Genomic DNA, 20,263 nt, shown 5'->3' with positions numbered 1-20,263 from the left:
CGTGAACCACTGGACTACCACCGTCGTGCATCAGGGCGAGGAGCGGTCGCCCGTCCTGATCCTCGACGGTTTCGCGCCCGATCCGGCCATCTTCGTCGACGACGCCGCCGCGCGCGAGTTCGCGCCGATCGGCCCCTATTATCCCGGCATTCGCGCCACGGTCCCGGCCCCGTTGATCGCCGATTTGCTCGCCGCGCTGGAGCCGCTCGCGAGCGAGACCTTCGGCACGGGCGCGCTGTCGGTGATGGAGGCGTATTATTCTATCGTCACCACGCCCCCGTCTGCTCTCGCGCCGATCCAGCGGCTGCCGCATATCGACGGCGTCGGCGAGGACCGGCTGGCGCTGCTCCACTATCTGTCGCCGGACGAGCGTGGCGGCACCGCCTTCTTCCGACAGCGGTCGACGGGATATGAGAGCGTCGACCGGTCGCGCTACCCGTCCTACGCCTCCGCCCTGCAACTCGACGTGCGCGAACACGGGTTGCCCGACGCGGCCTATATCGATGGCGACACGCCGCTGTTCGCCTGCATCGCGCGCCATCAGGGCTGCTTCAACCGCGCAATTCTCTATCGCAGCAACACGCTGCACTGCGCCGATCTGCCCGCGGACCTGTCGCTCTCGCCCGATCCGCGCGTCGGGCGGCTGACCGTCAACACCTTCCTGATGGCCGCATGAGCCAGCCGTTTACGGTCACGATCGCGGGCGGCGGCACCGCGGGGTGGATGACCGCCGCCGCGCTCGCGCGGTTCGCCGGGCCAGCGACACGCATCAGGCTGGTCGAGTCCGAGGCGATCGGCACGGTCGGCGTGGGAGAGGCGACGATCCCGCAGATCCGCCTGTTCAACCACGGTCTTGGCATCGACGAGGACGCGTTCCTCGCCGCGACGGGCGGCACGTTCAAGCTCGGCATCGAATTCGTCGACTGGTGGAAGACCGGCCATCGCTACATGCACGCGTTCGGCACCGTCGGCCGCGATATCGGCGTCGTGCCGTTCCATCATTACTGGGCGCGCGCCAACGCGGCAGGCGTGGCGGGGCCGCTCGGCGACTATGCCCTGAACGAGGTCGCGGCGCGCGCCGGCCGCATGCATCGCGGGCCCTCGGTCACCGCGCCCAATTTGCCCCCCGTTCCCTACGCCTACCATTTCGACGCCACGCTCTACGCGCGGTTCCTGCGCGACTATGCGGAGGCGCGCGGCGTCGAGCGGATCGAGGGCCGAATCCTCTCCGTCGAGCGGGCGCCCACCGGCGATATCGCCGCGCTCCGGCTGGAGGGGGATCGCCGCATCGACGGCGACCTGTTCGTCGATTGCACCGGCTTTCGCGCGCTGCTGATCGGCGAGACGCTGGGCGTCGGTTACGAGACGTGGAGCCACTGGTTGCCCTGCGACCGCGCGCTGGCAGTGCCGAGCGAACCGACGCCTGAGCCGGTCCCCTACACCCGCTCGACCGCGCATCGGGCGGGGTGGCAATGGCGCATCCCGCTGCGTCACCGCACCGGCAACGGCCATGTCTATTGCAGCGCGCATACCAGCGACGATGAGGCCGCGGCGACGCTGCTCGCCGGGCTCGACACGCCGGCGCTGGGCGATCCGCGTCCGCTGTCGTTCACGACCGGCCGCCGCATCCGGGCGCGGGAGGCGAACGTCGTCGCGATCGGGCTGTCGAGCGGGTTCCTGGAACCACTCGAATCGACCAGCATCCACCTGATCCAGTCGGCGATCGCGCGCCTGCTGAAGCTGTTTCCCGGCCGCACCGTCACCGCCGCCGAACGTGCCGAATATAACCGTCAGACCGATTTCGAGATCGAGCGCATTCGCGACATGGTCATCCTCCATTATCACGCGAACGCCCGGCCCGAGCCGTTCTGGCAGGCGTGCCGGGACATGACGCTGCCCGACACGCTGGCCGCGAAGATCGACCTCTACCGTTCGCGCGGCCATATCGTCCGCGAGCATGACGAGCTGTTCACCGAGCCCGGCTGGCTCCAGGTGCTGGCCGGGCAGGGGGTCGCGCCTGCGGCTTGGCATCCACTGGCGGATACGCTGCCCGACGCGGATCTCGCGGGCTTCCTGCGCATGCTGGCGGACCGGAACGCCCGCGAAGCCGCGGCGATGAAGCCCCACGCGGCGTTCCTGCGCGCGGCACCGGTTCCGGGATAGGAACGCCGCTATCGAGAGGAGCGAAGCGACGGCGGCCCAGAGCCGGGAGCGTGGGTCTGGATTGCTTCGCTACGCTCGCAATGACGGAGCGTCAGGGATTCGGCAGCCACTCCGTCGCGACTTCGCGGTAGCGGTCGACGAAGCCGGTCGCGGCGGTCATCCCGGCCTCGTCCAGTATCGTCACGCGCCGGCCGTCGCGGCGGATCATCGACTTCGCCTCCAGCGCGCGGAAGGTGCGGTTGACGTGGACCTTGGTCAGGCCGAGCGCGTCGCCGAGATCGGTCTGCGTCAGCGGCAGCTCGATCGTGTCGACCACGCCGCCCGCCGTCACCCGCAGCCGCGCCAGCACGTCGAGCAGCAGGATGGTCAGCCGTTGCAGCGCGTTCATCCGCCCGATCGTCGTCAACCGGTCCGCCATCGCCACCTTTTCCGCACAGGCGACGGCATAGAGCAGTGCGCCAAGCCGGGGATGCGCGGCGAACAAGCGGCCCAGGTTCGCCTTGGGCACCGTCGCGACGATACAGTCGCTGACCGCGGTCAGGGACGCCGCGGCGACCGACCATGCGATCGAGGACGTGCCGATCAGGTCGCCCGAATAATGGAAGCGCAGGATCTGCCGCCCGCCGGTGGTCAGCCGCTTCGACGAATGGAGCCAGCCCTGTTGCACCACGAAGAGTCCGTCGACGGGGCCGCCCTGTTCCTGCAACAACTGCCCGGCGCTCAGTCGCCGCTCGCTTTCGATCAGCGCCGCCAGCGCGTCGCGCTCATGGCCGGTGAGGTCGACATAACGCGCCAGACGCATCGTCAGCGCATTGCGGGGGGTTCCTGGCGGATGCAGCAGCATGATGTCGAATCATCGCACTATCGCGGGGGGGCCGCAACGGCTTTGCGCATGAGGCGCTTGGGGCGGCAACCTCAGCAGCAGCGCCCGCCGCCCTTGCCCCCGTACCGCGCCTGCTGCCGATCGCGAAAGAACGCGATCTCGTCCATCGGATCGTGGTCGGGATGCCGTTCCGCCATGTGCCGGCGATACGCGTCGTAGGACGGCATGCCGACCATCGCCCGCGCGGTTTCCCTGAGCAGCGCGATCAGCGTCATGCCGCGACCGTCTTCTCACCGAGCGCCGGTATTTCGCTGACCGTCGGCCGGTCCACACGGCGCGCGGCGAGACAGGCGCGGATGCCGAACACGAGGATCGTCGCCACCACCGCCAGGAACAGCGCGCACAGTCCGGCGTCGATGCGGTCGTTCAGCACCACGCGGTGCATGTCCGCCAGCGACTTGGCGGGGGCGAGCACCCGACCCTCCGCAGCGGCGGCAGAGAACTTGGCGGCATGCGCCAGGAACCCGATCGCCGGATCGGCGTGGAAGACCTTCTGCAACCCGGCCGTGCCCGTACACAGCACCAGCCACGCCGCCGGAGCCGCGGTGACCCAGGCGTAGCGGTCGCGCTTCATCCGGAACAGCACCACCGTCGCCAGCACCAGCGCGACCGCGGCGAGCATCTGGTTGGCGATCCCGAACAGCGGCCACAGCGTGTTCACGCCGCCCAGCGGATCGGTGACGCCCTGATAGAGGAAGAACCCCCAGGCGCCGACGCACAGGAAGGTCGCGACCAGCCCCGGCACCCAGCCTGCCCCCTCGCGGAAGCGCGGCACCGCCAGTCCCAGCAGGTCCTGCAACATGAACCGCCCCGCGCGGGTGCCGGCATCGACCGCGGTCAGGATGAACAGCGCTTCGAACAGGATGGCGAAATGGTACCAGAACGCCTTCATCGCCGATCCGCCGAGCACGTGGCTGAAGATCTCCGCCATCGCCACCGCCAGCGTCGGCGCGCCGCCGGTGCGGCTGATGACCGTCGCCTCGCCGACGTCGCGGGCCGCCTGCGCCAGCGCGGCGGGCGTGATCGGAAAGCCCATCGCTGTCACGGCGGCGGCGGCGCTTTCCGGGCTGGTGCCGACCACCGCGGCGGGGCTGTTCATCGCGAAATACAGGCCGGGGTCGAGGATCGACGCGCCGACCAGCGCCATGATCGCGACGAAGCTCTCCGCCAGCATCGCGCCGTACCCGATGAACGGTGCGTCGCCCTCGCTCGCGATCAGTTTCGGCGTGGTGCCGCTCGCGATCAGGGCGTGGAAGCCGCTGACCGCGCCGCAGGCAATGGTGATGAACAGGAACGGGAACAGCGTGCCCGCCCAGACCGGTCCGCCGCCGTTCGTGAATTGCGTCAGCGCCGGCATGCGCAGCGGCGGGGCCATGATCGCGATGCCCAGCGCCAGCGCGACGATCGCGCCGATCTTCAGGAAGGTCGACAGGTAATCGCGCGGTGCGAGCAGCAGCCACACCGGCAGCAGCGCCGCGACCGCACCATAGGCAATCAGGCCGAAGCACAACTGCACCGGCGTCAGCGTGAACCACGGCGCGAACGACGACTGCGCGACCTGCCCGCCCAGCACGATCGCGGCGAGCAGCCCGACGATGCCCAGCACCGACACCTCGCCGATGCGTCCCGGCCGCAGCCAGCGGGTGTAGCACCCCATCAGCAGCGCGAGCGGGATCGTCGCCGCCACAGTGAACAGCCCCCATGGGCTTTCCGCCAGCGCACGCACCACGATCAGCGCCAGCACGGCGAGGATGATGACCATGATCGCGAACGCGCCGACGAGCGCGACCGTCCCCGCGACCTGCCCCATCTCAGCGCGGACCAGTTCGCCCAGCGAGCGCCCGTCGCGGCGCATCGACACGAACAGGATGCAGAAATCCTGCACCGCCCCCGCCAGCACGACGCCGACGAGGATCCACAACACGCCCGGCAGATAGCCCATCTGCGCCGCCAGCACCGGCCCGACCAGCGGCCCCGCGCCGGCGATGGCCGCGAAATGGTGGCCGAAGAGCACGCGCCGGTCGGTGGCGACATAATCCAGCCCGTCGGCGCGGCGAACCGCCGGCGTTGGGCGTGAGGGATCGATACCCAGCACGCGGGTGGCGATGAACTTGGCGTAGAAACGATATGCGATCAGGTAGGTGCAGAGCGCCGCGGTGACGATCCACAGCGCGTTGACGCTCTCGCCGCGCACGGTGGCGACGACACCCAGCGCGGTCGCGCCCAGCAGCGCGAGCGCACTCCAGCCGATCCTGTCCTTGGTCGTCACGCCGCCTCTCCCGCTTTGCCCGAACGTATCGGCCGCGGTCGCCACGGGAGCAACAGTCTTTTACCGGTCGCCGACCTTCCACGACACCGCCCAGATCGCCAGCCCGCCCAGCGCCAGCGCGCAACCCACCAGCCCGGTCGACGTCCAGCCATAGCCCGCCGCCAGCACCAGCCCCGCGAGGAACGGCCCCAAGGCGTTCGCCGTATTGAACGCCGAATGGTTGAGCGCGGCGGCCAGCGTCTGCGCGTCGCCCGCGACATCCATCAGCCGCGTCTGGAGCACGGTGCCGAGCGCCCCGCCGACGCCGATCGCGAACACGTCGAGCGTCAACCAGGTCAGGTCGTGCGCGGCGAGCGGGAACAGCGCCAGCATCGCCGCCGACCACACCAGCAGCACGCCCGCCGTCGGCATCAGCGCACGGTCGGCGAAGCGCGGTATGAACAGGTTACCCGCGGTCATGCCGCTGCCGAACGCCACCAGCACCAGCGCGAGCGCGGCGCGCCCTCCGCCGGTCACCGCCGAGAGGGTGGAGGCGAGATAGGTGTAGACCGCAAACATGCCGCCGAACCCGACCGCGCCCGTCGCCAGCGTCAGCCACACCTGACGCTTCTTCAGCGCGCCCAGTTCGCGCATCGCGTTCGCGCCCGGCTGCACGGTTTCGCGCGGGGCCATGATCGCCACCGATACCGCCGTCGCCGCCGCCAGCACCGCCACCACGCCGAAGCCCCAGCGCCAGCCGATCCACTGGCCCAGCGCATTGGCCAGCGGCACGCCCGCGACAGTCGCGACGGTCAGCCCCAGCATCACGCGGCCGACGGCGCGCGTCCTTCGCTCGGCCGGCACCAGCGACGCGGCAACCAGAGAGGCGATCCCGAAATACGCGCCGTGCGGCAGGCCGCTGAGGAAGCGGAACACCAGCATCGAGCCGTAGCTCGGCGCGAGCGCGGACAGCCCGTTGGCGACCGCGAACACCGCCATCAGCGCGATCAGCATCGTCCGCTTCGGCCACTTCGCTCCCAACACGGCCAGCGTCGGCGCGCCGACCACGACGCCCAGCGCATAGGCGCTGATGACATGGCCCGCGGTCGGTTCGTCGATGTGGAGGTCGCGCGCCATCAGCGGCAACAGGCTCATCGTCGCGAATTCGGTCGTGCCGATCGCGAACCCGCCCAGCGCGAGCGCAAGGTGGACGAGGCCGACGGCGGGCGTCCGGCGGACGGGAGCGGAGAGCACGGTAGCGGTCATCCTGCCGGAGGTGAGGGCATGCGGCGGCGATGGCAAACGCTTGTTACGGCACGATGATTGCGCCGCGTGCATGTGAAGTCCTCCCCGTGCCGGGGAGGATTTCACAGCTCAGTCGTAGTTCTTCAGTTCGTCGCCGACGATGCGCGTCACGTGGATGACGTTGGTGGACCCCGGCGTGCGGAACGGCACGCCGGCCATCACCACCACCTGCTCGCCCGCCTTGGCGATGCCGTGGCGCAGCGCCATCCGCTTCGACTTGGCGACCATCTCCTCGAACGACTCGACGTCGCGGGTGTGGACGGCGTGCGTGCCCCAGAGCAGCCCCAGCCGCCGCGCCGTTTCCAGCTGCGGCGTCAGCACCAGGATCGGCACCGCCGGCCGCTCGCGCGCGATGCGGCGCGCGGTCGACCCGGACGAGGTGAAGCAGATGATCGCCGCCGCCGACACGGTCCGCGCGATATTCTTCGCCGCCTCCGCCAGTGCGTCGGCGGTCGTCGGATCGGGCTTCATCACGGTGAAGTGGACGCGGTCGCCGTGGCCCGGATCGCGCTCCACCGCGTTGCCGATCGCGTTCATCATCGTCACCGATTCGATCGGCCACGCACCCGCCGCGCTCTCGGCGGACAGCATGATCGCGTCCGCACCGTCGTAGATCGCGGTCGCCACGTCGGACACCTCGGCGCGGGTCGGCGACGGCGACTGGATCATCGATTCCAGCATTTGCGTCGCGACGACGACCGGCCGGCCCATCCGGCGCGACACCTCGACGATGCGCTTCTGCAGCGGCGGCACCTGCTCGGGCGGCAGTTCGACGCCCAGATCGCCGCGTGCGACCATCACGCCGTCGCACTGCTCGACGATCTCCTCCAGCCGCTCGATCGCCGCCGGTTTCTCGATCTTGGCGAGCAATGCCGCCTTGCCGCCGATCAGGCGGCGGGCCTCCATCAAATCCTCGGGGCGCTGCACGAACGACAGTGCGATCCAGTCGACGCCCTGTTCGACCGCGAACGCCAGGTCGCTGCGGTCCTTCTCGGTCAGCGCCGCCATCGGCACGACCACGTCGGGGACGTTCAGCCCCTTGTTGTTGGACAGCATGCCGCCGACCTCGATCGTGGTGACGATCTTGGTTTCGTCATGGTCGGTCACGCGCAGCACCAGCTTGCCATCGTCCAGCAACAGGCGTGCGCCGGGTTCGATCGCGGCGAAGATTTCCCGGTGCGGCAGCTCGACGCGAGTCGCGTCGCCCGGCTCCGGCGAGCGGTCGAGCGTGAAGACGTTACCCGTCACCAGTTCGACGCGACCCTCGGCGAAGCGGCCGACGCGCAGCTTCGGTCCCTGAAGATCGGCGAGGATCGTCGTCGGGCGGCCGAACTGCCGTTCGAGTCCGCGGATCGCCTGGATCACCGCGACCTTCGACTGCTGATCGCCGTGGCTCATGTTCACGCGGAACGCGTCGGCGCCCGCCTGGAACAGGGTGGCGATCATTTCCGGCGTGTTGCTGGCGGGGCCGAGCGTCGCGAGCACGCGGACCTTGCGCGTCCGGGGCGCGAACTCCGTGGGGGCGTTGGCCTGGGTCATGGATCAGCTTTCATGAGATACGGCTGGGGGATGCGGGCCCACCTCCTAAAGCCTATTATACCTCGATCAACCACGGAGCATACGAATGGACCCGCTTGACAGCATCGATGATGCCACCGCCGCAAGGGTTTATCGCCGGCTGGTGCGGCATCTGCGTCATCGGACGGACGCGCAGAACGTCGATCTGATGGGATTGGCGGGCTTTTGCCGCAACTGCCTGGCCGACTGGACGCAGGAGGCGGGCAAGCTCGACAAGGACACGGCGCGGGAGGCGATCTACGGCATGCCGTATGCCGACTGGAAGGCGCGGCATCAGGGCGATGCCACGCCCGAACAGCTCGCCCGCATGAAGGAGAGCGTCGCCCGCAACGCGCCTTTGGAGGATGCGCTGGACGAAGCGCTGGACGAGAGTTTCCCGGCCAGCGATCCGCCCGCGATGACCGAACCCGGCCGGGGTTGAGCCGCGAAACGTAAACGCCTAGACGCGCCCCCCTGCCGGGGATCCGGCATCCTTTCATCGAATCAGCAAAAGGCCGCGCGTGGGCGCGGGCGGGGTGGGACATGGCCGAAGATCGTAACGAAGGCATGGGCGGCGGGCACGTCGCAGCGGACGAGCTTCGGCTCCTGATCGAGCGCGCCGAGCGCCTCGAAGAGGAAAAGAAGGGCATCGCCGACGACATCAAGGACGTGATGGCGGAGGCCAAGGGCCGCGGCTACGACCCAAAGGCGATCCGCAAGATCCTGTCGATCCGCAAGAAGAAGAAGGAAGAATATCAGGAGGAGGAGGCGATCCTCGAAGTGTACATGCAGGCGCTGGGGATGATCTGAACGGGATCGTCGTTAACCGCATCCTTCCCGCTTCAGGGGAGTGATGAAGAGCCGATGTCTAGGCGGCGCGCATCCCGATCAATGGCATCGCGCCGTGACCGGTCGCACCGAACAGCTCCCCGGTCACGGTCTCGCCCGCCAGCACCCGCGCGGCGATCGCCGGCCAGTCGCGCCCGAACCAGCGATCGCCGTCCTCCGGGCGCAGGATCGCGTCCGGGTGGGGGGCTGGTCGGGCAACCCCGTCCTTCGGCGCCAGAAAACGGGCGTCCGGCACCGCGTAGAACCGCCGGATGCAGGGCAGCGTCGGTTCGTCGGCATTCGCGGCGATGACGATGCCCAACTGGCTGTCCGACATCTGCACCAGCGTGCCGATCGGATAGATGCCGATGCTGCCGACGAACGCCGACAGCACGTTGGGGTCGAAATGCCCCTCCCACGTCATCATCCGCGACAGCGCGTCGGACGGTGACCAGGCCGGCTTGTAGCTGCGATTGCTGGTGACCGCGTCGTAGACGTCGCACACCGCGCCCATTCGCGCATGCACGCTCAACTGCTCCGCCGTCAGTCCGAACGGATAGCCGGTGCCGTCGACCCGTTCGTGATGGTGCAGGCACACGTCGCGCGCGATCGGCATCAACTCGTCGCTGTCGCCGAGCAGCCGGATGCCTTCTTCGGGATGAGTCCGGATCACGCGGGTCTGCTGGTCGTCGAGTCGCCCCGGCTTGTCGAGCAAACCGTCCGGCATCGCCATCTTGCCGATGTCGTGGAGCAGCCCGGCCATGCCGATGTCGCGGATCTCGCGCTCGTCGAGTCGCAGGTGTCGGCCGAGATTGATCATCAACGCGCACACCGCCACCGAATGCAGGTACGTGTACTCGTCCTTGTTCTTCAGACGGCAGACCGAAATGATCGCGCCGGGATCGCGCGCGACGGAGGCGGCGATCTCGTCCACCAGCGGCGCGATATCAGCGGGTTTTATCGCGCGACCCAGCCGCGCTTCGCCGAACATGCGACGAACGGCGAACTTGGAGCGCTGGACCGTCTCGGCGGCGCGCGTCGCCGCATCCTCGCGCCGACGCGTGGGGCGGGAGCGGACCGGCGTCGGCTCGGGCGCGGCAGGTTCCGCGACGGCTGGAAGAGGGTCGACAGCAATCGCCGTTTCCGGCGAAGCAGCGTCGCTGAGCGACGCATTCGATTCGGGTGCAATCCCGCGGTCGGTATCGATCTCGATCCGCTGGAAATCGCTGGCGATGATCTTGTCCAGATCGCTTTGCCGCCGCAGCAGGAAGCTGCTGCGCCAGAACGGATGTTCCCACCACGATGTGTCGATCGCACTGATGTACATGCCGAGCCGCAACTGACTGGCCGTGATCGTCACCCGCATGAAAACGTCCTCCGCCATCACCGATAGGCGGGAGGAGTAAACAATGTAGAACCAACTTGGTTTTCTGGGTGAATAAACTAGATCAAGCTGCGTCGGCTGACTCTGTCGTCCAACCAAGGCGCGGGATCGTGATCGAACGCTTGCCCGACAGGTCCACGCGCGTCACGAACAGCTCTCGGCTTTCGATATAACCGATCAGGCGACGCACGCGCCCCAACGAGCTGGTGCCGTAGGTTGTCGCCAGCTCCGCGTCGGAGGGGCAGGGGCGTCCCTCCTTGGCGGCGCGCGCCACGAGCAGGAAGGCGCCCATCATGTCGTCGGGCAACGTCCCCGCGAGCGCCAGCGCGTCCTGCCACTCCTCCGCCGCCACGTCGAAGATACCCGCCCGCGCGCAACTCAGCCGCCGCGTGAATCCCGGCAGGTCCAGCGGCGGACGCGACAGCCCCGCCATCCGGCATCGCACCTGAAAATCCTGGAACAGCGTCGACGGCGACCGGAACGCCGCATCCGCATCGGCGACGATCGCGCGCAGCGCTTCCGCGTAGATCGCCTCGACCTCCGTCTCGTCCTTATCGGGCACTGGCGCCAGCGGCGCGGGGGCAGGGCGGCCGATATCCGCCACCAGTTCCTCCGCCGGCACCAGCCGTGGCCGCGCTTCGAACGCCATCGGCAGCATCGGCGCGTCCACCACGGGTTCGGCCAGCATGTCGACCAGATCGAACGGCTTCGCGTCCGGCAACGGCGTCAGCTTCGGGCTGCCCGAGCGGGCGGAGGTTTCGACCGCGCCGATCCTGACGGTGATCGGCCGCCGCGACACCGCCGGGCCCAGCGCCATGAAGGTGCCGCGCGGCAGGTCGCGGATCGCCTCCGCCTGCCGCCGCTCCATCCCCAGCAAGTCGGCGGCGCGGGCCATGTCGATGTCGAGGAACGTGCGGCCCATCAGGAAATTCGAGGCCTCCGCGGCCACGTTCTTCGCCAGTTTTGCGAGTCGCTGCGTCGCGATCACGCCCGCCAGGCCGCGTTTGCGTCCCCGGCACATCAGGTTGGTCATCGCCGACAAGGAGGCGCGCCGGACGTCCTCCGCGACCTCGCCGCCGGTCGTCGGGGCGAACAGCTGCGCCTCGTCGACGATCACCAGTGCCGGATACCAATGTTCGCGCGGGGCATCGAACAGCGCCGACAGGAACGCGGCGGCGCAGCGCATCTGCCCCTCCGCCTCCAATCCCTCGAGGCTCAGCACCACCGACGCGCGGTGTTCGCGGATGCGCGATGCGAACCGGGCCACCTCCGCCACCGAATAATCCGCCGCCTCGATCACGACATGCCCGTAGGGGCCGGCCAGCGTGACGAAATCGCCCTCCGGGTCGATCACCACCTGTTGCACCTGCCCGGCCGACCGTTCCAGCAGGCGGCGCAGCAGGTACGACTTTCCCGATCCGGAATTGCCCTGCACCAGCAACCGGGTGGCGAGCAGTTCCTCAAGGTCCATCGCCACCGCCGAGCCGCGCTCGTCGGTGCCCATATCCACGCTTACCGTCATCGCTGCGCCGTTTGCCGGAAGGGGACGATTGGCGAAAGCCCTTTGTCGGGTCTAAGGACGCTGCCATCTTCCAAGAGGCGGACCGATGGCAGGCCATTCCAAGTTCAAGAATATCATGCACCGCAAGGGCGCGCAGGACAAAAAGCGATCCGGCATGTTCTCCAAGCTCAGTCGCGAGATCACCGTGGCGGCCAAGATGGGCCTGCCCGATCCCGACATGAACCCGCGCCTGCGCGCGGCGGTGAACGCCGCCAAGGCGCAGTCGATGCCCAAGGACAATATCCAGCGGTCGATCGACAAGGCGTCGCGCGGCGACATGGAGGCGTATGAGGAGATCCGCTACGAGGGCTTCGGCCCCGGCGGCGTGTCGCTCATCATCGAGGCGCTGACCGACAACCGCAACCGCACCGCGACCAACGTCCGTACGGCGGTGGCGAAGAACGGCGGCAATCTCGGCGCGTCCGGCTCCGTCAGCCACGCCTTCGACCGCGTCGGCCTCATCAACTATCCGGCGTCGGCAGGCGATGCCGAAAAGGTCTTCGAGGCGGCACTGGAAGCCGGGGCGGAGGACGTGACCTCCACCGACGACGGCCACGAGATCTGGACCGCACAGGGCGACCTGCACGAAGTCGCCAAGGCGCTGGAGCCGGTGCTCGGCGAATTCGAGGGCGCGAAGCTGGCCTGGCGTCCGCAGACGATGGTCTCGATCGAGGAGGGCGATGCCGCGACCTTGTTCAAGCTCATCGACACGCTGGACGACGACGACGACGTCCAGACCGTCTGGGGCAATTACGAAGTCTCCGACGAGGTCATGGAGAAGCTCGGTTGAGCCAACACTTCAAGCCCCTCTCCTTCAGGGGAGGGGTTGGGGTGGGGCTTCTCCGCAGGCGACGGGATCGGTGAGACCCGCCCCACCCCCAACCCCTCCCCTGAAGGGGAGGGGCTTGAAGAGAGAAGCGGCGTCGGTAGTCGTCAGCGGCTACGCCCGCGATCACCGCCGCAATCCGACGGAACCCGAACTACGCTTGTGGCGGCATCTGTCCGGATCGAAGCTGGGCGGCTTCAAGTTTCGCCGCCAGTATGTCTTCGGCCCTCGCATCTTCGATTTCTTCTGCCCGGCCACCGCCTTGGCCGTGGAAGTGGACGGTCATACGCATGACGCGGACACCGATTTCGTTGCGGACGGCATCTTGAAAACAGCGGGCATCACGACGATTCGCGTCTCCAATTACGACGTGATGACCAACATGGAGGGCACGCTCCTGTCGATCCTGTCGGTTGCGCAAACCTGTCCCGCACGGTGGAAGCAGTCCCAATGATCATCCTCGGCCTCGATCCCGGCCTCGGCACCACCGGTTGGGGCGTCATCCGCGCGGACGGCAACCGGCTCAGCCACGTCGCCAACGGCCAGATCCGCACCGATCCATCGATGGCGCTGCCCCGCCGCCTGTCGCTGCTCTACTCGGCACTGGTCGACGTCATCCGCACCGAGCGGCCGGACGGCGCGGCGGTGGAGGAGGTGCTGGGCAACACCAATGCGCAATCGACGCTGAAGCTCGGGCAGGCGCGCGGGGTCGTGCTGCTCGCCGCCGCCGCCGCCGGGCTGCATATCGGGGAATATCACCCCTCGACCGTCAAAAAGGCGGTCGTCGGCACCGGCGGCGCCGAGAAGAAGCAGATCCAGGCGATGATGGCGGTGCTGCTGCCCGGCGCGAAGCTGGCCGGGCCCGACGCCGCCGATGCGCTGGCCGTCGCGATCACCCACGCGCACCACCTCGCCAGTGCGGAGGGCATGGCGCGCCGCTCGCGCATCACCGCCTGATGACTTGCAACCCGGCAGCGGATGTCGGAAACGCCGCGGCAACAGGGAGGGAATAGATGCGGGGACAAGTGCTTGGCGTGGATGCGCGGACCGGGGCGGGGCAGGTCGCAGGCGATGACGGCCGTCGCTACACCTTCGGCCCGGACGATTGGGCGGATCGTGGCGAACCGGCGATCGGCGCCTATGTCGATTTCGAGACCGCTGACACCCGCGCGCTGAGCATCTTTCCGCTGCCGACCGCGGCGCAGGCCGTCGCGATCCCGACCACACCACCGCGCCCGCGCTCAGATCGCAACAAGTTCGTCGCCGCGATCATCGCCTTCCTGTTCGGCACGCTGGGCATCCACCGCTTCTATCTCGGCCGCACCGGCTCCGGCATCGCGATGCTGGTGCTGACCTGCACATTGGTCGGCCTGATCGTCACCGGCCCGTGGGCGCTGATCGACACGATCCGCTACCTCATCATGTCCGACGACGAGTTCGCCGACCGTTATCGCCGCTAGCTGGTGGGGCCGATGCTCGCGCCCCCGCCGACCCCGTCCTTCGACCGCGGGCGCGGCATCGGCCCGATCAGGCGTTCATACTCGGCCTCCGGTGCGCCGTACGCATCGCCCGCGAACTCCTCCAGTCCGGCGCGGTCGCGCACCACGACCTGACCGCGCAGCGAGCGGATCAGGCCGCTGCCCTCCAGCGTCTGCAACGCCAGCGTCACGCTGGATCGGCGCGTGCCGAGCATCAGCGCCATGAAATCGTGCGTCAGCGCGATCTGGTCGGTCGGCACCCGGTCGTGACACATCAAGATCCACCGCGCGAGCCGCTCGTTGATCGTGTGCAGCGCGTTGCTGAGCGCGGTATGCGCGACCTGCACCGACGACGTCTGCGCGTAGCGGAGCATCAGGCCCATCAGCGTCGGGCTGTCCCACGCGGCCTTCGCAAACGCATCGGCGGGCATGCGCAACGCATTGCCCTCGACCTGGATCAGCGAATCGTGCGGCGACCGTCCCTCCGCCAGCAGCACCGGGAGGCCGGACATGCCCTCCGCCCCGAAAAGACCCGCCTCCACCCGGTTGCCGTCGGGAGAGATCGCCAGCAGCGACGCGACCGCCGTTTCCGGAAAATAGACGGTGTCCATCACCTCGCCGTGCCCGCCCATCAGGAACCGGACCGGCAGGTGTATCCGCTCCAGCGAGGGCGCGAGCCGCGCGAAGTCCTCCGCCGACAGCGCGGATAGCAGCCGGTTTTCGACCGTGGATTGCGCAGGCGAGGACTGCATGAGCATGGACATAACGGCATCCCGTCGTGCGGGCGGGGGAGCCTGACCCCCCGGTCGCCTGCATCCCGACATCGTGGGCAGGCGATGCCGCCGACTAGCACCGGCGACGGGACACCGCCTTGCCCTGGATAATGTTCGCTTTCCGACCAAGCGTTTTTACCGGCGACCGTGATGGTAAACGGGCCTTGCGAGCCGTGCTCGGCACGGCGCCGCCTTTCCACAGCGCCCTGATAAGAGGTATTCCGATGCAGGCAGGCGAACCTGTCCTCATGCCGATCGTCCGCAAGCTCGAACGATCCGGCCCACTCGACGAAAACGACCGCGCCGAACTTGTCGCGCTGGCGCAGGAGGCGACGACGCTCGACGCCGACACGGTGATCGCGCGCGATGGCGACCCGGTCGAGCGTTGCTGCGCGTTGCTCTCCGGCTTCGGCTATCGCTCGAAGATCACCGGCGAGGACAAGCGACAGATCGTGTCGCTGCACCTGCGCGGCGACCTGCTCGACCTGCACGGATTGATGACGGGTACCGCCGATCACGACATCCGCACGCTGACGCCGTGCCGCGTGGCCTTCATCCCGCGCACCGCCCTGCTCGCCCTGGTCGAACGGCGGCCGGCGATCGCCCGTGCGTTCTGGCTCGACACGCTGGTGGATGCCTCCGTGTTCCGGGAGTGGATACTGAACGTCGGCCGGCGCGGTGCCCGCACCCGCATCGCGCACCTGCTGTGCGAAACGGCGGTGCGCGTCGCCGGCCTCGATGCGCAAACGGCGGCTGCGTTGCCGCTGACCCAAGGCCAATTGGCCGATGCCACCGGCCTGACGCCCGTCCACGTCAACCGGGTGCTCCAGTCGCTGGCGCAGGATCGCCTGATCGAGCGGGAGAACGGCGCGATCACCGTCCTCGACCTGCCCCGGCTCGCGTCGCTGGGCGAGTTCGATCCGGCCTACCTGCATCCGGAACTGATCCCGCTCGCGACGGGCTGATGCTCCGGGATGACGCGGGACGCGGTTTGTTCTACGTCCCGCGGCCATGATCGCGCATCTCAAAGGACGGCTGGAGTCCACCGGCATCGACCATGCCGTCATCGACGTCGGCGGTATCGGCTATCTGGTCGGCGCATCGTCGCGCACGCTGGCGGCGGTCGGTCCGGTCGGCGAGGCGGCGACCCTGTTCACGGAAATGCTGGTCTCGGAGGATTCGATCCGCCTCGTCGGCTTCGCGAGCGCAACCGAACGGGATTGGTTTCGTCTGCTGACCGGCGTGCAGGGCGTCGGTTCCCGCGTCGCGCTGGCGATCCTGTCGACTTTGGAACCGGTAGACCTCGCCCGCGCCGTCGGGGCGCAGGACAAGGCGATGGTGGCGCGGGCCAACGGCGTCGGGCCGAAGCTGGCGGAACGCATCGTTCGCGAACTGAAGGATCGCGTCGGCGCCATCCCGGCGGGCAGCGGGGTCGGGGGAGCGATGGTCGCGCCAGCCGGGGCGGCAGCGGATGCCGTATCGGCGTTGCTCAATCTCGGCTTCCGCCCCGCCGATGCCAGCGCAGCCGTTGCGGCGGCGGACGAGGAATTGGGCGGCGCCGCCAGCCTCGACGCGCTGGTTCGGCTGGCGCTGCGAAAAGCCGCAAAATGAAATTAGACCCAAAATCCGTGTGTAAAATGCATTTTGGGTCCGTAATGGATCAGTAAGCCTTTCCGCCGCAGGGTCGGGGCATGGACACCACCCGCGCACTTCGTCTGCTGAACGAACATCGGCAGGGCCTTTTCGACCAGTTGAAGGCGGCGGAGGTGGTCGTCACCGGCGCCACCAAGGATGGGGGTCCGGATCTGGCGCGGGCGCACTGGGATCTGGCGCGCCGGCTTCGTGCGTATCGCCTGTTCAAGCACGCCGACATCTTCTGCCCGGCCATAGCGCAGGGTGATCCGGGCGAGCGTCGCTCCGCTGTCGACATGATGGTCAGTTGCGACACCGCCGCCGCCAATTTCGACGCCTATGTGTTGCGCTGGAGCGGAATCGGCGGGGTCGTCGGCGCCGATGAACCGGATCGCCGCGCGGCGATGCTGACGCTGATCGCCGGCGTCCGCGCGCACCTCGATGCGGAGGGACTCGCGATCGAGCAATTGCTGAATGCGTGGCGGGGCGTGTCTGCCGAAACCGCTTCGTACGCGCGCGGCTGAGGGCGACGGTACGACCTACCCCTTCGACCCGATCACCCCCACGCCGACCGCCACCGCCACCCCGGCCAGGACCGTAGCCGCAATCATCAGCACGCCGTCCCGGACCAGCAGCGCCAGCCCGAACGCGGCGATCGCTGCCATGGGCGCGGTGCTCGCGAATGGCAGCAGTTCCAGCGGCGGCACCGTCATCGCGAGCAACAGGCAGCACAGGCCCGCCACCCGCACGAAGGGCCCACGGGTCAGCACCGGCAGCCGCCCGTGGAACCAGCGATCCGCGAAGCGCGCCACGCCGCGGAGCTTGCGCGTCGCCTTGTCCACCGTCGCCGCCTTGGCGCTCCGCCGCGCGAGGAACTTCGGCAGCCACAGATGCTCGCGGCCGATGACGATCTGCACCGCGAACAATGCGATGATTGCCGCCAGCACGGTCGGCAGGCCGGGAATGCTGCCGATCGGCGATACCTCGATCAATGCCGGCACCAACAGGAACGGGCCGTAGGATCGGTTGCCGAACGCCGCCACCGCATCGCCGAGCGATACCCGGTCCTGCTCGTCCGCCAGCGTATCCAACGAGTCGAGGATATCGCCGATGCTGTGGGGATCGTCCGCCATGCGCTTCCAACCGCATGGCGCGGAACGGGTTCCGCTGTCCTACATCGCTGCCCGGTGCGATATAACAGCCGTGTATCCGTCGCCGCCCCATTCGCCTGATGCCCGCCGTTCCGATGGCAGCGTGCGCGAAGTAGAGGCCGGCGCACCGACGCCTCCACTTCCTCCACTTCGCCCCCTCGACTTGATGCGTGCAGGTCCGCTACGGAACGAATCGTGACCGACGACCGCCTCCTGACCGCCAGCCGCCGCCCCGAGGACGTCGACGCCGCGCTGCGCCCCAAAAGCCTCGACGAATTCGTCGGGCAGCAGGCGGCGCGCGAGAACCTGCGCATCTTCATCCAGGCCGCCCGCGGTCGCGGCGATGCGCTCGATCACGTGCTGTTCTTCGGCCCTCCGGGTCTCGGCAAGACCACGCTGGCGCAGATCATCGCGCGCGAAATGGGCGTCGGCTTCCGCGCCACCTCCGGCCCGGTCATCGCCAAACAGGGTGATCTCGCCGCGCTGCTGACCAATCTGGAGGATGGCGACGTCCTGTTCATCGACGAGATCCACCGGCTGCAACCGGCGGTCGAGGAGGTGCTGTATCCGGCGATGGAGGACCGCGCGCTCGACCTGATGATCGGGGAGGGGCCGTCGGCGCGATCCGTCCGCATCGATCTGCCACGCTTCACGCTGGTCGGCGCGACGACGCGGCAGGGGTTGCTGACGACGCCGCTGCGCGACCGGTTCGGCATTCCCGTGCGCCTGCAATTCTATACCGTGGAGGAACTGACGCGCGTCGTGTCGCGCGCCGCCGGGCTGCTCGATCTCGGCATCGCGCCGGACGGCGCGGCGGAGGTGGCGCGCCGTGCGCGTGGTACGCCGCGCATCGCCGGCCGCCTGCTGCGTCGCGTTCGCGACTTCGCCAACGTTGCGGGCGTGGAAACGGTGGATGCCCGCGTCGCCGACGCCGCGCTCAACCGGCTGGAGGTTGACAAGCTCGGCCTCGATGCAATGGACCGGCGCTATCTGCACATGATCGCCGATATCTATCGGGGTGGCCCGGTCGGGGTGGAGACGCTCGCCGCCGGCCTGTCCGAACCGCGCGATACGATCGAAGAGGTGATCGAGCCCTATCTGATCCAGCTTGGGCTCATCGCCCGCACCGCCCGTGGTCGCTTCCTGAACGCCGGGGGCTGGAAACATCTCGGGCTCAACCCGCCGGCGGGATCGCAGGACGGATTGTTCGACTGACGGAGTAGAAGGGGGGATCATATGGGGGGAATGGTCGTCGACGCGGCGGATCGGGGCACCGTGCCGTCGCCTGCGCCACCCGCGATATCGTTGCCGGCGCTATTCCTGCGCTTCCTGGGGTTCGGCTGCCTCGCCTTCGGTGGCCCGGTCGCGCAGATCGCGATGATCCGGCAGGCGCTGGTGGAGGACGATTCGTGGATCTCCGGCACGCGCTTCAACCGCCTGCTCGCGATTCTCCAGATTTTGCCGGGGCCGGAGGCGCACGAACTCTGCGTCCATCTGGGCATGGTAGCGCGGGGCCGCTGGGGCGGACTGCTCGCCGGATTGGGATTCATGTTGCCCGGCTTCGTGCTGATGCTGGGCGCGGCGTGGCTCTACGACGCGTGGCTGCTTGGTCGGACGGGGGCGTCGGGGCTGCTGCTGGGCGTGCAGATCGTCGTCGTCGCGATCATCGTCCGGGCGGTGCAGCGGATCGGCACGCATGTGCTGGAGGACCGCCTGCTGTGGCTGATCGCCGGACTTGCGACGGTCGCGACTTTGCTCGGCGTGCCGTTCTGGATCCCGCTGATCGCCGGCGGTCTCGCCTATGCGGTCGCGGCGCGGCGCTGGGCCGCGGCGGCGGTGGCGATGCTGGCCGTCCTCCTCGCGCTGGCGCTGCATAACGGCACGGTGGCGCCGGTCGGCGCGGTGGCCGCGTCGCCGGCCGTGCAGGCGGGCATCGCCGCGCTGTTCGTCGCCGGGCTGAAGGGCGGGCTGCTGACCTTCGGGGGAGCCTATACCGCCATCCCCTATGTGCGCGCCGATACGGTCGGGCGCGGCTGGCTGGCGGACGGCACGTTTCTCGACGGCGTCGCGCTGGCGGGCGTGCTGCCCGCGCCGTTGGTGATCTTCGGCACCTTCGTCGGCTATGTCGCCGGTGGGTTCGGCGGTGCGCTGGCGCTGACCGCGGGCATGTTCCTGCCAGCGTTTGCCTTTTCGATGATCCTGTTCGAACGGCTGGAGGCGGTGGTGGAGAACCCGGCCACCCACCGGCTGCTCGCGGGTGTCGCGGCGGCGGTGGTCGGGGTGATCGCCGCCACGTCGGTGCAACTCGGCTGGGCCACCGCAGCCCGCGCTCCGGCGCTCTGGCCGGTCGGGACGATCTTCGCCCTGGCGCTGGCGGCGGCGTGGTTCGGCAAGGGACGCTGGCTGATCCCCGCGCTGATCGCTTTCGGTGCGGCGGCGGGGTGGCTGCTGTTTCCGTGATCGCGCCGCTACCC

The 20,263-nt window shown here is 68.7% G+C and carries 22 protein-coding genes; 13 read left to right on the top strand and 9 right to left on the bottom strand.

The window, feature by feature from the left end:
* Nucleotide 1: 1 nt before the first annotated feature.
* Nucleotides 2–676 carry a DUF6445 family protein gene (locus AC0CH8_RS01425; protein WP_465238369.1) on the top strand — a complete coding sequence of 225 codons (675 nt, stop codon included), beginning with the start codon at nt 2–4 and terminating at the stop codon, nt 674–676.
* On the top strand, nt 673–2,163 hold the full coding sequence (locus tag AC0CH8_RS01420) for a tryptophan halogenase family protein (RefSeq protein ID WP_465238368.1): 1,491 nt from the start codon (nt 673–675) through the stop codon (nt 2,161–2,163). The genes AC0CH8_RS01425 and AC0CH8_RS01420 overlap by 4 nt, the downstream gene beginning before the upstream one ends.
* A gap of 91 nt (nt 2,164–2,254) precedes the next feature.
* Here AC0CH8_RS01420 and AC0CH8_RS01415 read toward each other — a convergent pair whose 3' ends face one another.
* The 5 genes from AC0CH8_RS01415 to pyk all read right to left on the bottom strand — a co-directional run bounded on the left by AC0CH8_RS01415 (nt 2,255) and on the right by pyk (nt 8,138).
* Entirely contained in the window at nt 2,255–3,007 is a 753-nt protein-coding gene (locus AC0CH8_RS01415) for a Crp/Fnr family transcriptional regulator (RefSeq protein WP_204199377.1), read from the bottom strand.
* A gap of 71 nt (nt 3,008–3,078) precedes the next feature.
* Entirely contained in the window at nt 3,079–3,261 is a 183-nt protein-coding gene (locus AC0CH8_RS01410; RefSeq protein ID WP_465238367.1) for a YbdD/YjiX family protein, read from the bottom strand.
* Nucleotides 3,258–5,315: a carbon starvation CstA family protein gene (locus AC0CH8_RS01405; RefSeq protein ID WP_465238366.1), complete on the bottom strand. Its 2,058-nt coding sequence runs from the start codon at nt 5,313–5,315 to the stop codon at nt 3,258–3,260. The genes AC0CH8_RS01410 and AC0CH8_RS01405 overlap by 4 nt, the downstream gene beginning before the upstream one ends.
* Nucleotides 5,316–5,375: 60 nt before the next feature.
* On the bottom strand, nt 5,376–6,560 hold the full coding sequence (locus AC0CH8_RS01400; protein ID WP_465238365.1) for an MFS transporter: 1,185 nt from the start codon (nt 6,558–6,560) through the stop codon (nt 5,376–5,378).
* A gap of 108 nt (nt 6,561–6,668) precedes the next feature.
* Entirely contained in the window at nt 6,669–8,138 is a 1,470-nt protein-coding gene (gene pyk, locus AC0CH8_RS01395; RefSeq protein WP_204199381.1) for a pyruvate kinase, read from the bottom strand.
* 85 nt (nt 8,139–8,223) lie between these two features.
* On the opposite strand from pyk, the gene AC0CH8_RS01390 reads away from it, so the two are divergent.
* Together AC0CH8_RS01390 and AC0CH8_RS01385 are read left to right on the top strand one after the other, a co-directional pair.
* Entirely contained in the window at nt 8,224–8,598 is a 375-nt protein-coding gene (locus AC0CH8_RS01390) for a DUF1244 domain-containing protein (protein WP_465238363.1), read from the top strand.
* 101 nt (nt 8,599–8,699) lie between these two features.
* Entirely contained in the window at nt 8,700–8,966 is a 267-nt protein-coding gene (locus tag AC0CH8_RS01385; RefSeq protein WP_204199383.1) for a DUF2312 domain-containing protein, read from the top strand.
* Between the two features lie 58 nt (nt 8,967–9,024).
* Here AC0CH8_RS01385 and AC0CH8_RS01380 read toward each other — a convergent pair whose 3' ends face one another.
* Both AC0CH8_RS01380 and AC0CH8_RS01375 read right to left on the bottom strand, forming a co-directional pair.
* The gene (locus tag AC0CH8_RS01380; protein WP_465238362.1) at nt 9,025–10,350 is read right to left on the bottom strand and encodes an HD-GYP domain-containing protein; all 1,326 of its coding nucleotides are present in this window, start codon (nt 10,348–10,350) and stop codon (nt 9,025–9,027) included.
* Nucleotides 10,351–10,432: 82 nt separating this feature from the next.
* Nucleotides 10,433–11,890 carry a helicase HerA domain-containing protein gene (locus AC0CH8_RS01375; RefSeq protein WP_465238361.1) on the bottom strand — a complete coding sequence of 486 codons (1,458 nt, stop codon included), beginning with the start codon at nt 11,888–11,890 and terminating at the stop codon, nt 10,433–10,435.
* Nucleotides 11,891–11,975: 85 nt separating this feature from the next.
* On the opposite strand from AC0CH8_RS01375, the gene AC0CH8_RS01370 reads away from it, so the two are divergent.
* The 4 genes from AC0CH8_RS01370 (at nt 11,976) to AC0CH8_RS01355 (ending at nt 14,215) form a co-directional block, all read left to right on the top strand.
* On the top strand, nt 11,976–12,719 hold the full coding sequence (locus tag AC0CH8_RS01370; protein ID WP_465238360.1) for a YebC/PmpR family DNA-binding transcriptional regulator: 744 nt from the start codon (nt 11,976–11,978) through the stop codon (nt 12,717–12,719).
* A gap of 115 nt (nt 12,720–12,834) precedes the next feature.
* The gene (locus AC0CH8_RS01365) at nt 12,835–13,209 is read left to right on the top strand and encodes an endonuclease domain-containing protein (RefSeq protein WP_465238359.1); all 375 of its coding nucleotides are present in this window, start codon (nt 12,835–12,837) and stop codon (nt 13,207–13,209) included.
* Entirely contained in the window at nt 13,206–13,712 is a 507-nt protein-coding gene (ruvC, locus tag AC0CH8_RS01360) for a crossover junction endodeoxyribonuclease RuvC (RefSeq protein ID WP_055840780.1), read from the top strand. Before AC0CH8_RS01365 ends, ruvC begins: the two co-directional genes overlap by 4 nt.
* A 56-nt stretch (nt 13,713–13,768) precedes the next feature.
* Entirely contained in the window at nt 13,769–14,215 is a 447-nt protein-coding gene (locus AC0CH8_RS01355; protein ID WP_465238358.1) for a TM2 domain-containing protein, read from the top strand.
* Here AC0CH8_RS01355 and AC0CH8_RS01350 read toward each other — a convergent pair.
* A complete protein-coding gene (locus AC0CH8_RS01350) occupies nt 14,212–14,997 on the bottom strand; it encodes a Crp/Fnr family transcriptional regulator (protein ID WP_465238357.1) in 786 nt (261 codons plus the stop codon). The two genes, AC0CH8_RS01355 and AC0CH8_RS01350, sit on opposite strands and share 4 nt — an antisense overlap.
* A gap of 257 nt (nt 14,998–15,254) precedes the next feature.
* Here AC0CH8_RS01350 and AC0CH8_RS01345 point away from each other — a divergent pair, with 257 nt between their 5' ends.
* The 3 genes from AC0CH8_RS01345 to AC0CH8_RS01335 all read left to right on the top strand — a co-directional run bounded on the left by AC0CH8_RS01345 (nt 15,255) and on the right by AC0CH8_RS01335 (nt 17,162).
* Complete coding sequence (locus tag AC0CH8_RS01345) at nt 15,255–15,971, top strand: Crp/Fnr family transcriptional regulator (RefSeq protein WP_465238356.1); 717 nt, start codon at nt 15,255–15,257, stop codon at nt 15,969–15,971.
* A 46-nt stretch (nt 15,972–16,017) separates the two neighbouring features.
* Nucleotides 16,018–16,617, top strand: a complete 600-nt coding sequence (gene ruvA / locus AC0CH8_RS01340) for a Holliday junction branch migration protein RuvA (RefSeq protein WP_465238355.1) — start codon at nt 16,018–16,020, stop codon at nt 16,615–16,617.
* Nucleotides 16,618–16,697: 80 nt separating this feature from the next.
* Nucleotides 16,698–17,162: a hypothetical protein gene (locus AC0CH8_RS01335; RefSeq protein WP_465238354.1), complete on the top strand. Its 465-nt coding sequence runs from the start codon at nt 16,698–16,700 to the stop codon at nt 17,160–17,162.
* 15 nt (nt 17,163–17,177) lie between these two features.
* Here AC0CH8_RS01335 and AC0CH8_RS01330 read toward each other — a convergent pair whose 3' ends face one another.
* Nucleotides 17,178–17,771, bottom strand: a complete 594-nt coding sequence (locus AC0CH8_RS01330) for an exopolysaccharide biosynthesis protein (RefSeq protein ID WP_465238353.1) — start codon at nt 17,769–17,771, stop codon at nt 17,178–17,180.
* Nucleotides 17,772–17,984: 213 nt separating this feature from the next.
* Here AC0CH8_RS01330 and ruvB point away from each other — a divergent pair, with 213 nt between their 5' ends.
* Nucleotides 17,985–19,004, top strand: coding sequence for a Holliday junction branch migration DNA helicase RuvB (gene ruvB / locus AC0CH8_RS01325; protein WP_204199394.1), 1,020 nt, complete (start codon nt 17,985–17,987; stop codon nt 19,002–19,004).
* A gap of 21 nt (nt 19,005–19,025) precedes the next feature.
* Nucleotides 19,026–20,249, top strand: coding sequence for a chromate efflux transporter (gene chrA, locus AC0CH8_RS01320; protein ID WP_465238352.1), 1,224 nt, complete (start codon nt 19,026–19,028; stop codon nt 20,247–20,249).
* The last annotated feature ends 14 nt before the right edge of the window (nt 20,250–20,263 follow it).

This window comes from Sphingomonas sp. AC435 (assembly GCF_979253005.1).
Note: the sequence above shows the minus strand (reverse complement) of the source record. Positions and strands in the feature narration are given on the sequence as shown.